This is a genomic window from Streptomyces sp. NPDC059679 (assembly GCF_042734105.1).
In the GTDB taxonomy this organism is placed as follows: Bacteria; Actinomycetota; Actinomycetes; order Streptomycetales; family Streptomycetaceae; genus Streptomyces.
The window spans coordinates 1-12801 of sequence record NZ_JBHWES010000096.1 but is presented as its reverse complement, the minus strand read 5'-3'; the positions used below and the strand labels follow the sequence as shown (position 1 = coordinate 12801).

9 protein-coding genes and 4 pseudogenes are annotated in these 12801 nt (G+C 67.8%); 10 read left to right on the top strand and 3 right to left on the bottom strand.

Going from position 1 to position 12801, the window contains the following annotated elements:
• Nucleotides 1-48: 48 nt before the first annotated feature.
• Both ACFV2X_RS50660 and ACFV2X_RS50655 read right to left on the bottom strand, forming a co-directional pair.
• Nucleotides 49-1146, bottom strand: a complete 1098-nt coding sequence (locus ACFV2X_RS50660; RefSeq protein ID WP_385629950.1) for an integrase core domain-containing protein — start codon at nucleotides 1144-1146, stop codon at nucleotides 49-51.
• Between the two features lie 250 nt (nucleotides 1147-1396).
• A pseudogene (locus tag ACFV2X_RS50655) lies at nucleotides 1397-1801 on the bottom strand (integrase); the annotation flags it as partial.
• Between the two features lie 426 nt (nucleotides 1802-2227).
• Between ACFV2X_RS50655 and ACFV2X_RS50650 the strand changes: the two are divergent.
• The 10 genes and pseudogenes from ACFV2X_RS50650 to ACFV2X_RS50605 form a co-directional block, all read left to right on the top strand.
• Nucleotides 2228-3577: a cytochrome P450 gene (locus ACFV2X_RS50650; RefSeq protein WP_385629947.1), complete on the top strand. Its 1350-nt coding sequence runs from the start codon at nucleotides 2228-2230 to the stop codon at nucleotides 3575-3577.
• Between the two features lie 222 nt (nucleotides 3578-3799).
• Nucleotides 3800-4471 (top strand): hypothetical protein, encoded by a 672-nt coding sequence (locus tag ACFV2X_RS50645; RefSeq protein ID WP_385629945.1) that lies wholly within the window; start codon nucleotides 3800-3802, stop codon nucleotides 4469-4471.
• A gap of 43 nt (nucleotides 4472-4514) precedes the next feature.
• On the top strand, nucleotides 4515-5024 hold the full coding sequence (locus tag ACFV2X_RS50640) for a hypothetical protein (RefSeq protein WP_385629944.1): 510 nt from the start codon (nucleotides 4515-4517) through the stop codon (nucleotides 5022-5024).
• A 273-nt stretch (nucleotides 5025-5297) separates the two neighbouring features.
• Nucleotides 5298-6310, top strand: a pseudogene (locus tag ACFV2X_RS50635) (tyrosine-type recombinase/integrase).
• Between the two features lie 61 nt (nucleotides 6311-6371).
• Nucleotides 6372-7289 (top strand): methylenetetrahydrofolate reductase, encoded by a 918-nt coding sequence (locus ACFV2X_RS50630; RefSeq protein ID WP_385629943.1) that lies wholly within the window; start codon nucleotides 6372-6374, stop codon nucleotides 7287-7289.
• Between the two features lie 652 nt (nucleotides 7290-7941).
• A pseudogene (locus tag ACFV2X_RS50625) lies at nucleotides 7942-8540 on the top strand (IS3 family transposase); the annotation flags it as partial.
• Between the two features lie 162 nt (nucleotides 8541-8702).
• Nucleotides 8703-8981, top strand: coding sequence for a hypothetical protein (locus tag ACFV2X_RS50620; protein ID WP_385630000.1), 279 nt, complete (start codon nucleotides 8703-8705; stop codon nucleotides 8979-8981).
• A 1-nt stretch (nucleotide 8982) separates the two neighbouring features.
• A complete protein-coding gene (locus tag ACFV2X_RS50615) occupies nucleotides 8983-10179 on the top strand; it encodes an MFS transporter (RefSeq protein ID WP_385629941.1) in 1197 nt (398 codons plus the stop codon).
• Nucleotides 10172-10426 (top strand): hypothetical protein, encoded by a 255-nt coding sequence (locus ACFV2X_RS50610; RefSeq protein WP_385629938.1) that lies wholly within the window; start codon nucleotides 10172-10174, stop codon nucleotides 10424-10426. Before ACFV2X_RS50615 ends, ACFV2X_RS50610 begins: the two co-directional genes overlap by 8 nt.
• Nucleotides 10427-10463: 37 nt before the next feature.
• Nucleotides 10464-10973 (top strand): annotated as a pseudogene (locus ACFV2X_RS50605) (integrase); the annotation flags it as partial.
• Between the two features lie 354 nt (nucleotides 10974-11327).
• On the opposite strand, the gene ACFV2X_RS50600 reads toward ACFV2X_RS50605, so the two are convergent.
• The coding region (locus ACFV2X_RS50600; protein ID WP_385629936.1) for a thiamine pyrophosphate-binding protein at nucleotides 11328-12801 on the bottom strand (1474 nt) is incomplete at its 5' end.

Genomic DNA, 12801 nt, shown 5'->3' with positions numbered 1-12801 from the left:
GGACGCCCTTGACCAAACTGCCCTTGCCGGAAATCTCATCCGTGCAGGTCACGCTGCATGTCGGTATTCGTGGAGGATGCCGCCGAGGCGATCGTGTCGGCGTATCTCGAGGCGGGCTAACGCGTCGGGATTGTCGATCGGCGGGGGCAATGGGTGCAGTGGCCTGGCGTTGGCGATGCCCTGGTGTGGTCGGTGTCCGTTGTAGAACTGCTCGTACTCGCGCAGGGCGTGGAGGAGATGTCGTTGGTTCCAGATCAACGTCCGGTCCAGGAGCTCGCGGCGACAGGTCTGTATCCAGCGCTCCGTGATCGAGTTCATTCGTGGCATCTGGATGCCGCTGAGCACGACGTCGATCCCTGCGTCCTTGAGGACGGCATCGAACAGTTCGGGGAACTTCCCGTCCCTGTCCCTGATCATGAACCGTGCCCGGCAGCCGAGGTCTTCGAGGTCCATGACGAGGTTTTTCGCCGCTTGCGCTACCCAGGAGGCGATCAGATGCGCGGTCGCACCCAGGATCCGGATCCGGCGACTGCCGTGTTCGATCACCACGAGCACATACATCCGAACCCCCGACAAGGCGACTGTTTCCATGAAGTCGCAGGCCAGCAGGGCATCAGCCTGGCTGCGAAGGAAGGTGGCCCAAGTGCTGGAGTTCCGCTCGGGTGCTGGGTCGATACCGGCCTCCTTCAGGATTTCCCGGACGGTGGACGCGCCCATCTTCACCCCCAGTACGAGGAGCTCGCCGTGCAGGCGTCGGTACCCCCCAACTCGGGTCTCCTTCGCCTGGCGCAGCACCAGGACGCGGATGGAGCGCACTGTAGGGGGTCGTCCCGGTCGTTTGGGCCGGCAGGAGACGGCGTGGCGGCGTGCGACGAGGTTGCGGTGCCGACGCAGTACCGTGTCGGGGCGGACGAGTAGACGTAACTGTCGCAGGACGTGCAGTGGCAGCCGGTGCAGCAGCGCTGCCAGGAATGCTCGATCGCTGGGCGTGAACCGGATCTTTTCCTTGCCGAGTTGGCGTTCCAGCACGGTGTTCTGGTGGCGCAGGGCGAGGATCTCGGCGTCCTTGTCCCGGTCGGTCATCGGCAGCAGGCGGAGCATCGCGAACGCGTGTGTCGCGCCCAGGTAAGCCAGTCGCAGCAGCACGATCGATCATCATGACGCGCGGATCATGCACTACGCGAGAGCGCCGACTCGAGTGACCGCGACCGACGACCGTGAGGCCTGGTGCGGGCCCCCGACCAGGACGGATGACATTCTCGGCAAGCGCAATGTCACATCCGACCTCGGGCACATCATCAGCGAGCGTATTTGCAAGGGAACTTGACAGCGGAGGGCCGTTCACCTCACCCACCAAGCCGCCCACGACGCCGTGAACGCCATCGACACCACCCTCAAGTCGGGCCATCTCCTGGATCCGCCTGTGCCCCCACCCGGGATTCCCCTGGGCCGGCCGCAGAACGAGCTTCTTGATCAGGGCCGGGGTTGGTGAGCGTCCGGTGCCCCGGCGCGCGATATAGTCCCACGTCGCGGCGATGAACCTGCGGTGCCAGGCAAGCAGGGCGCCATGGGTGACAGGGGATCTTGAGCCAGTGACGTCGGCGTATCAGCCCGGACAGGGCCGCGAACCAGAACCGGTCGGCGGGCTCATAGGGAACGGTTCGGCCAACTGGCGGCGCAGGACCGCGTTCTCGTGGCGCAGCACCAGCAGTTCCGCGTCCTTCGCCGTCCCGCGACGGAGGAGAACCGATAGAACCGTCAGCAGCTTCCGCGTCACCTTGTACTGCAAGGACACGATCACGGAGAGCACGATCCCAGCGGACTGACCGCACCCCCTCGCCTGCGGCGATGACTTTTCGAGCGGGACAGGCGCCCGTCACCCCTTGACCTCGCGCGACCCTGGCCCTCGTCCCACGCCTGGGCTACGAGGAGGGAAGCTCAGTCACGCGATTCGGTATCATTTCGGCTGATCTACTGCAAACTTGAGGGGTGACTATTCAGCCGCGTCAAACGTGGTTAGTCTGTCTCCGCATCGGAGGGTGTTCTCAGCACTTCCGCGCTCTGCGACTGGGATGACGTGCGGATTTTCCCGCGCGGACGGACGCCTGGCCGGCCGGTCTTTGCTGTCGTCCTAAGGACATGTTTCATGGAATCGCAAGTGCCTCCTCGTTCGGACACCGCTGCCGCCCCCACTGACCTGTATTCCCTGACGGGTGTGGAACCCCTGATGACCAGGGACTTCGAGACGCGGCCGGCCCTGGTCTACGAGCGGTTGCGCAGCCGGTACGGCCAGGTGGCGCCGGTCGATGTGTTCGGCGCCCGCGCATGGCTCGTTCTCGGCTTCCGTGAGGTCCGGGAGGTGATGCGTGACGACACCCTGTGGAAGAAGGACATGGGCAACTGGCGTGCACTGCGAGAGGGCCGGGTGCCGTCCGACTGGCCATTGATGGCGTCGCAGGATTTCGGCCACATGCTGTTGCGCGACGATGAGCGGCACAAGAGGACGCGTCAGGCCGTGGACTCTGCGCTGATGCCGTTTCAGGACCCGGGAAAGCCGCAGGCCTGGGAGCTGGATAAGGCCGTGTCCCAGTACATGGACGAGCTGATCACGTTCTTCGCGGAGGGCGGCACCAGCGGATGGGTGGACCTGTGCGCCCAGGTCGCGCGGCCACTCCCGCTGATGGTCCTCAACCGGCTGTTCGGCTTCCCCGTCGAGCAGGGCGACGACATCTTCATGGACTCCTGGCGGATGGTGGACGCCGGTCCTGACGCGGCTGCCGCCGCCGAGCGGCTGGTGAAGGCGACCACCGAGCTGGCTGCGTACAAGAAGTCCCACCCCGGTGACGACCTGACCACGCGGCTGCTGGCAGCCGACCCGCTCCTGTCGGTGGAACAGGTCGGTATCGAGCTGTACGCGATTCTTGTGATCATGTCCGAGCTCGTGGGCCACTCGATCACCAACAGTGTGCTGGAGGTGCTCACCGGAAATCCCTCGGTGCGGGTCAGTCTCACGACCGGCCATGGTGACGAGCTGGTCAACCGGGTGCATCTCGCCACCCCGCCGTGGACCAACTGCACCTTCCGTTTCCCCGTCGCCGACACGGTACTGGGGGACTTCCGGCTGGCGGCCGGCGACGCGGTCATGGCGTCGATCGCAGCGGCGCACGGTGACCCGCTGTTCCTGAGCGCGATCGATCAGGAGGCGTCGAAGAGCTCGCGTGCCCACCTGGCGTGGGGCACGGGAGTACATCAGTGCCCAGGGCGCGGGCTGGCCGACATGATGGTGACCACGGCAGTCAGCCGACTGTTCGAGCGATGTGACTTCGAGCTGGGCTTGTCGGTCGACCAGTTGCCCTGGCGCTCCTCCACCTATGTGCGTGGCCTACGCTCGTTCCCGGTCCGGTTCCAGATGCGGGAGGCCATGGGCGCCACCGCCCGGAGCGCCCCGAGCGCCGGTGCGGCAACCGATTCCACCGCACCGGAACCGGTGGCGGCTGCCACTCCGGCGGAGCAGGACCGGCCCCGGCCCGGACTGTGGCGCTTCCTCGCCAGCCTGCGACGTGGCGGCCAGTCCTGACAATGACCCGCGGCGAGGCCATGGCTGGGTGAACGCTGGATCGCAAAGAGGCTGGAGGGGCTCGCCCCCGGCATCCGCTCGGAGGCCGAGCGCTGGACCCGCGTCCTGCGCGACGGCGGCCCCCGCAGCCTCCCGCGGCGGGAAGGCACGGTCTGGCTCTACCTCAACCGAGTCCGCCCGGCCCTGCTGGAATGGTCGAACCGCTACGACCACCTGCGGGAGGTGACCCGCGACGAAGTCCTCACCTACATCAAGAGGCTGCACGGCCACCAGCGCCACGACCAACTCATCGCCCTGCGCTCGCTGTTCACCTGGGCCAAGCGGAACGGGATCATCTTCCGCAACCCCACCAGCCGGATCAAGGTCGGGCAATACGAGTACGCCGTGCTGCAACCGCTCGTCCCCACCCAGGTCGACCGCTCCGTCGCCGCGGCCACCACCCCGGCGACGCGGCTCATCCTCGCCCTCGCAGCGGTCCACGCCGCCCGGGTCGCCAACCTCATGCTCGACGACGTCGACCTCGGCAACCGCCGACTGACCATCGCCGCACGCGCCCGCCCGCTTGACGATCTCACCCTGAAGCTGCTGCTGGACTGGTTGGAGCACCGTCGTCGCCGGTGGCCGAACACCGCGAATCTCCACCTGCTGATCAACAACCAGACCGCCAACATGACCAGCCGCGCCAGCAACCACTGGATCAGTGCCGCGATGCGCGGGCAGGATGCGACGCTGGAGCGGCTCCGCGTCGACCGGCAACTCGAAGAGGCCCTGACCCACGGGCCCGACCCGCTCCATCTCGCCGAGGTCTTCGGACTCGACGAGAAGACCGCGATGCGTTACGCGGACTCCGCACGAGCCCTGCTGGAACAGGCCGCTGAACAGCACCTTCAATGAAATCTGCTCGACCGGGACGCACCGTGAAGGGAATCATGAGCGAGTGACGTCGACCGAAGCAGCAGCAATTGCTCTACAGGATCATGCCGCCCTCTGGAGTATGGGGGAAATCCGCGCGAGCGATGTCGTCAACGCCGCCTGTGATGCGCTCGTCGCCGGACTTGACACCCCCGGTCTTCGAATCCTCGCCGCCTGCACGCGCGCCGAGGCGGACTACGACGTCCACGACTTGCTTCCCGCAGCACTCGACGAACTCGGCCTCACCTTCTATCCGGTCGTCAGCGAGGCCGGCCAAGAAGCCGCCGCCCGAGCCCTCGCACGCCACATGCTCGCCGGCGAGCTCACGCCTCGGGAGTTCACTTTCCGGATTCACCAGCGCTACGGACATGAGCTGCCTCTGACCGAGCGGCTCGCCGAACTCGACGATGAGTACGACGTCCTCGAATACGGCGACAGAACCGTGGACCAGGTCGATGCCGAGGTCACGACCGAAGCCCGCCGCCTCGCAGCCCACCCCACGGTTCCCGCCGAACTCACGGATGCGCCCAGTTGATGCACACGGACCGACCCGCGAGTTCCCGCTGAACAGGCTTCGGTTTCTCTGAACCCACGGGCCTCTAGGGGGTCGAGGAACATCGGAACGAAAACCGGCGCTAAGCCTCCGTTGGCACTGGTAGGCGGCTGACGGGGCATCGGCAGGCGGACCGGTCTGAAGTCGCCCCACGGATAACACCCCAATATCTGCAGTAGCTTGATGCGTCACCTTCGGTGACGTTCTCCGGCCGCTGCGTGAAGCGGCCCTGTTATCTGCGGCAAGGGGGAAGCGGTGCCCACCGTCGTACAGCTGCCAGCCGGGAAGGCGTTGACTGTCCGCGCGGCGGCGGACGTGTTCCTGGACTCGCTCGGCAACCCGAACACAGTCCGCAACCACGGGATCGGGGTGGGCAAGACCGCGGAACGACTCGGCGAGGCCCGGCCGCTGGCGTCGGTCGCGGACGACGAGATCGGCGAGGCCCTGGAACTGCTGTGGGGCACCGCCGCGGTGAACACGTGGAACTCCCGCCGGGCGGGGGTGCTGTCCTGGCTGGGCTGGTGCCGGGAGCGCGGCTACGAGGGGCCGATGGTCCCGGCCTGGGCGAAGCGGCTGGCGGTGCCGGACTCCGAGACCCCAGCCCGCTCGAAGATGGCGGTCGACCGGCTGATCGCACGGCGCGAGGTACACCTGCGGGAGAAGACGCTGTGGCGGATGCTCTACGAAACCGCCGGGCGGGCTGAGGAGATCCTCGGCGTGAACATCGAGGACCTCGACCTCGCCGCGCGCCGCTGCCCGGTCAAGGCGAAGGGCGCCCGGACCAAGGCCCGCCGCCGCGGCCAGGCGCGCGAGGACTACGTGCTGGAGACCGTGTACTGGGACGCCGGCACCGCCCGGCTCCTGCCCCGTCTGCTGAAAGGCCGCACCCACGGCCCGGTATTCGTCACCCACCGCCGCCCGGGGCCGGGCAAAGTCGTCAGCCCCCATGACGTCTGCCCGGACACCGGACTGGCCCGGCTGTCGTACGGGCAGGCCCGCGTCTGCTCGACGAGCACACCGCCGTGCGCGGACCGGGCACGGGCTGGGATCTGCACGAGTACCGTCACTCCGCCCTGACCCATCTCGGTGAACAGGGCGCCTCGCTGCTGATGCTGATGGCGAAGTCCCGGCACAAGAAGCCGGAGAACTTCCGCCGCTACTTCAAACCGTCGCCCGAGGCGATTGCCGAACTCACCAGCTTGCTCGCCCCCGGCGACGCCCGGCGCACCCGCGGGGACGTAGTCACGGTGCCGGGGAACTGTCAGTAGCAAGGCGTTACGGCTGCGTTCGGAGTACGACGGAACGAGCCGGCCGGTTAGGGTGGCTGCCGTGGACCTCCAGCAGCGCATCTGTGACCGCGCAGGTGAGTTTCTGTTCTTCGCGGTGACGCCGCCCAGGCAGACGACCACCCCCGAGCGGGCTCAGGAGATCGCCGACATCACCCGCAAGCGGCTCGACGGCCTGGAGCCCGACGGGCTCGTGCTCTACGACATCGACGACGAGAGCGACCGGAACCCGGCCGAGCGGCCGTTCCCGTTTACGCCGACGATGGACCCCGCGGAGTACCTCGCCCGGCACTTCGGAGAGCTCGACCTGCCGGTCGTGGTCTACCGGGCGGTCGGCAAGTACGACGAGAGCGACTTCCGAAGCTGGCTCACGGAGCAGCCAGACCGGGTCCTCTCGGTCTTCGTGGGCGCGGCGTCGCGGGAGACGCCAGTTGCCACCACTCTGTCGCGCGCCCAGTCGCTGCGGGCCGAACTCAGGCCCGACCTGCTGCTTGGCGGCGTCGCGATCCCGGAGCGACACACGCGCACTGGTACGGAGCACCTGCGTTTGCTCGCGAAGCAGGAGGCCGGCTGCTCCTACCTCGTCACCCAGGTCGTTTACGACGTCAACGCCGCCAAGGACCTGGTTTCGGACTACCGCTACGAGTGCGCCGCCCGTGATCTGGCGCCCGTCCCGATCGTGTTCACGTTCTCGGTCTGCGGGTCGATGAAGACGCTGGAGTTCCTGAGGTGGCTCGGCGTGGACGTGCCCCGCTGGATCCACAACGAACTCCAGCACGCCGATGACACGCTGCAGGCATCGTTCGAGCATGCGCTGGCGACCGCCCGCGAGCTGATGACCTTCTGCCGACGGCTCGAGGTGCCGTTCGGCCTCAACGTCGAGAGCGTGTCCATCCGCCGCGAGGAGATCGAGGCGGCGGTCGACCTGGCTGCCCGGCTCCGGTCCGAGCTTTGCCGCTGACAGGAGGGGCAGGCGACTTCTATCGCCTGACGGACAGTTCTGCCGCCACTGGTGACGGCAGACAGTGCCGGTCGATATGTTGTGGCGCGGCTGGCCGCCAGCCGGTCCGATCTCGTTCCACTCACGCGGGAACGGGTGCTCCACGGGCGAAGACGTCTCAACCTCAGCGTCTCTCCGGGCAGCATGAGCGGGGCCACGGGTGCCTCCGGCCCTCGATCAAGCCCGGTATGCCTCACCGCCGGCTTCGATCGCTGCCCAGCGGGCCGGCTCACCCGCCAGGCCCTCGTACGACAGGCCGAGTCGCAGTACCGGTGCGACCGCCTGCTGCCCTTGGGCAGCTCCCTGCCGTACTGGCCGCACCGCCGGACGTACCTCCCGCCCATGACTCCAGGTTCCTCCCATCCGGCGGCACAGGCCAGGGCCGGTCACTCCTCGTCGGTGGCGTCGGGATCGCGCAGCGGACGCAGGCCGCCGGGCAGGTCGGGGAGCTGGAAGGAATACCGGCCGAGCATGTTGATGTGATGTCGCACGAACGGCGAGAGACGGGCCACATCCTCGTCACGGACGTCGAAGCCTGAAGGGTGGCTTTATCGCCGTACTGTCGTTGACCTGGGGCTTTGTGATGGTCCAAGTGCGGGCATGATCTCTGATTGTGGGTCTGCGACTGCTCTACCTGATCTTCTGTCGGCTGTTGGGCTGCTTCCTTTTGCTGGGCCGGTCGACCCCCGCGAACAATGCTGAGATCCTCGTGCTTCGTCATGAGGTCGCTGTGCTGCGCCGGCAGGTGGAGCGGCCGCGGCTCTCATGGGCTGATCGTGCCGTGTTCTCCGCTCTCGCACGGCACCTGCCACCCGTCTTACGTCGCCATCGGCTGGTCACCCTGGGCACTCTGCTGAACTGGCACCGCCGTCTGGTGCGCTGGAAATGGCGCCAGACCCCAACCGGCCCCGGCCGGCCACCACTGTCGGAAGAGATTACGGCCCTCATCCAGCGCTTGGCGAAGGAGAACCCGACCTGGGGGTACATCAGGATCCAGGCGAGCTGCGGCGGCTCGGTCATCGAGTTGCCGCCGCCACGATCCGGCGCGTCCTGCGCCGCTCCGGTCTACCGCCCGCACCACAGCGAGCAAGCCTGCAGACCTGGCGCTCCTTCCTCCGCACCCAGGCCCACACGTTGCTCCCTTGCGACTTCATGCACGTGGAGACCGTCTTCCTCAGACGTCTCTATGTCTTCTTCGTCATCACTACGGCACCGACTGTCCCGATGCCCTGCGGCCCGCGCTCGCGATCGACGCCCTCGATGAGGCGGTGTGGCTGCACGCGGAACCACTGCCGGCGCGTCTGCGGCGGCGGATGCGGGTGCCCCCGTTGCGCGGGGGAAGAACACAAGCAACTGTCCCTAATGGAGGCGCTGATGGACCACGCGCTGGCTCGGAGCGGGGACCGTACGTCCGTGATCCTCGCGATGGGCGGGGAACTCGTTGCGCATGTCGACCGTGAGGCGCTGGCCGAACGGCTGGCCAGTGACAACAAGCGCGGCCACATCCCGTCCTCTCCCGGCTCGGTCTCGATGTTCCTGTTGCGCCGTCTCGGTGAGCCGGTGAGGGATGCGGACGGCTGGCCCCTGACTCCCGTACCCCTCGAGATGGCCCTCACGGCGTTCGAGAAGGTCGCGGCATCCGAGGTGATCTGACATGAGGGAATGGCAGGGAGCCGGGAAGCGGCCGACGGCGGCGCTCCTGGCCCTCTCGGTCGCAGCGTTCTGCTACGTGTCGGTGGAGACCGTTCCGGTGGGTCTGCTGTCGGTGATGTCCTCGGACCTGGGAGTGTCGTCATCTCGGATCGGTCTGCTGGTGACCGGGTACGGGGCCACGGTCGCGGTCGTCTCGCTGCCGTTGGCCTGGGCGGTGGCACGGGTGCCGCGCCGGCCCTTGCTGCTCGGGCTCATGGCGGTGCTGGTGGCGGCGACCGCCGTATCGGCCGTGACGCCCGGGTACGGACTGCTGTTCACCGCCCGTCTCCTGACCGCGCTCAGCCAGGCCATCTTCTGGGCGGTCGTGACACCAGTCGCCGCTGGCATGTTCCCCGTCCACGTACGCGGAAGGGTGACCGCCGTCGTGTTCACCGGCGGTTCGCTCGGTCCGATGCTGGGCGTTCCCGCTGGGACCTGGCTGGGGCAGGAGGCCAGTTGGCGGGTGACGTTGCTCGCCCTGGCCGGGCTGGGGCTCCTCGCGTTGCTCACCCTGGCCGTGGGGATGCCGGCCAGTCCGGCGTACCACGAGCACGCTGGGCGCGGCACCACACCCGACGCCCGGCGCTACGCGCTGGTGCTCGCCGTCACCACGCTGTCGGTGGCGGGGTTCTTCGCCCTCTTCACCTACACCTCCACGTTCGTCACCGTTGTCGCCGGGATACCAGCTGCGCTGCTAAGTCCACTGCTGGTGGCTCGAGGGCTGGCCGACTTCGGCGGGGTCACGGTCGGAGGTTATCTATCCGACCGTGACCAGCGGCTCTCCGTGGCACTCCCCGCTGCCCTCCTGACGGCCACCCTCCTCGCGATGTTCGCCGTGGGAACCAACCCTCTGGTCACCGCTGGCACACTCGTGCTCACCGGGTCCGCCATGGGGGCATTGACTCCGGCGCTGCAGAACCGTGTGATGGAGTTCGCACCCGCTGGCACGGACACGGCCTCGGCCGGGAACTCGATCGCCTACAACGTTGGCATCGCCGCCGGCTCCTCCCTCGGCGGCCTCACCATGACGCACTTCGGCCCCCGCAGTATCGCCCTGGCCGGCGCCGCCCTGGCGGCAGCCGCCACGCTGATCGCCCTCTGGCCGTCCGCACCAGGTCACCCGGGCACCGCACGCACGAAGGAAGAAGCCCGTGGATGAGGTCGCACCGTGGACATGGGACGAAGCCGACACCGACGAGGAGTTCCCCTGTGAACAGTTGACGGACACCGGTCCGATGGCTCCCGTCTCCGGCACGGACCTGGCAGCGCTGGGCGTGCGCGGCATCCAGTTCGGTTCGCGGGACGGGCAGGCGGTCGGCTGGCTCAACACCGACGCGGTCGGACTGCGCTGCGGCGATGTCCGTACGGAGACGGTGTGGGGCTCGGAAAGGCGTCGCTGCAGGTGACGTCCGGTATTCGGTCTTGAGCTGGCAGCATGTTCGCGTGGCCGTCTCACTGGTGTACAAGGTCGTTCGCATGCTGCTGTCCATTCCCCGGATGCTGCTGCGCAGCGAGGCCACGAAGGATGCGGAGTTGCTCGTGTTGCGGCACGGGAACGCGGTGTTGCGTCGTCAGATCAGCGGCCGGGTCCGGTATGAGCCCGTTGATCGGTTCTGGCTGGCTGCGCTGTCGAGCTTGATACCCCGCTACAGGTGGCGCGAGGTCTTCCCGGTCACGCCGGGCACCTTGCTGGCCTGGCATCGTAGGTTCATCGCGGCGAAATGGGACTACAGTGCGCGGCGTGCCCGGACCGGGCGACCACCGACCAGGGCGGCGCTCAGGGAGCTGATTCTGCGGCTCGCCGGGGAAAACGCGGGGTGGGGCCACAGGCGGATCCAGGGCGAGCTGGCTCGTCTCGGGCATCCGATCGCCGCATCCACCGTATGGGAGATTCTGAACGCTGCGGGCATCGATCCGGTCCCACGTCGCGCCGGCACGACCTGGCGCGAGTTCTCACCTTCTCCAGATGCGGGAACACAAGGCCCAGCAGCTCGTCACACACTCCGCACGATGAAACCAAGATGACGCACTGTCACCCCATCACGAAAATCTTGCAAGAGCCCAGATTCCGGCACCCACAGGCCAAGCAGCGGTATCTGCCGCCCCCAGCACGAGCACCAAGCCGCCTCTCCCGCCAATGCGAGATCGACGCCTGTCATACGGGCGCGACGGAACGGGGAACCACGGCATCGCCTCGACACCGACTGACTTCCTGTCAACACGCCAGCCGCCCGTGCAGCTGGACCTTCTGCTGCACGGGCGGGGGACCCCGGTGATCTGGCCGGGGTCGATGGGCACTGAGCCTTCTCAGAGGTGCTGCTCGGTGGCCCTGGTCCGCTGGTACTCGTCCTGCCGCTCGTCCGTGATGTACGCCGGCACCGGGAAGTCCCACCAGCCCGGCACCCAGGGGCCGGCGGCGTCGCGGTCCGTTGGCACCTCGACCAGGGCCGGTTCGCCCGACTGGACGGCCTTGCGCAAGGTCGATTCGAGGGAGTCGGAGTCGGAGACCTTCCATGATTCGATCCCGAAGGACCGGCCCATGGCGGCGAAGTCGGGGCTGTACGGCGAGCCGTCGGGGTGGGAGAACTCGACACCGATGTGCCGCGAGGTCTGCTTGCGCTGGCCGCCGCGGATCGACATGTACCCCGCGTTGTTCTGGACGACGAAGACCACCGGCGCACCGGCCGTGACGCTCAGGGCGATCTCCTGGGCGGTCATGAGGAAGTCACCGTCACCGAGGACGCAGACCACCGGGCGATCCGGGGCGCCCAGCTTCGCACCGACTGCGGCCGGGACAGCCCAGCCCATCGACGAGAAGCCGCCGGAGGTGAGGTGGGTGCGAGGTTCGTACACGGGGAACGTCTGCTTGACCGCCCCCTGGGTGTTGCCCGATCCGGCGACGATGATCGCGTCGCGCGGCAGGACCGACCGCAGGGCGCCGAGCGGACGCTGCGAGGTGAACGGGAAGCGGTCGCTGTCACGGCGGCCGGCGAGCTTCTCCTCCCAGTCCCGCTTGAGCGTGGCGAGTTCGGCCAGGTATTCGGAGCGGTCGACGCCCTTGGTGGGCAGGGAGTCCACGATCGCGGCCACGGCTCGTTGCGCGTCGGCGACGATGCCCACCTCGGCGGGGTAGTTCTTGCCGATCTCGTGCGGGTCGATGTCGATGTGGATGAGTTTCGCGGACGGGATGGAGAAGCTGACGCCCTTCGCGTAGCTGGAGGCCGACCAGTCGGTGAAGCGACATCCGACGGAGATCACGACGTCGGCGGAGCTCGCGATCGCGTTGCCGACCGGGGTGCCGGTCTGGCCGACGCTGCCGGCGAAGAGCTCGTGGTCCTCAGGGAAAGCGCTCTTGCCGTTCCACGTGGTCACGACCGGGATCTGCCACCGCTCGGCGAGCGCGAGGACCTGGTCGGATGCCTCGGACGTGATGGCCCCGCCGCCCACCACGATGACCGGTCGCGTGGCGGTACGCAGTACGTCGACGGCGCGGTCCACCGCTTCCGGGTCGGGGTGCTGGCGGCCGACGGGAAGGCGCTTGGCGAGGTCGTGAAGTTCCACGTTCGCCGCCTCGGCCTGCACATCCATCGGCACTTCGAGGTGCACGGGGCCCGGGCGGCCGGTCAGCATGGAGTTGAAACAGCGGTGCAGGACGAAGGGCAGTTCTTCGACCCGGGTGACGACCCAGTGCCGTTTGCTGACGGCCTCGGCCACCTTGGGGAAGTCGTTGGCCGTGTAGCGGTCGAGTTCCTGGAGCAGGCCGTGGCCGCGCATGTGGGTG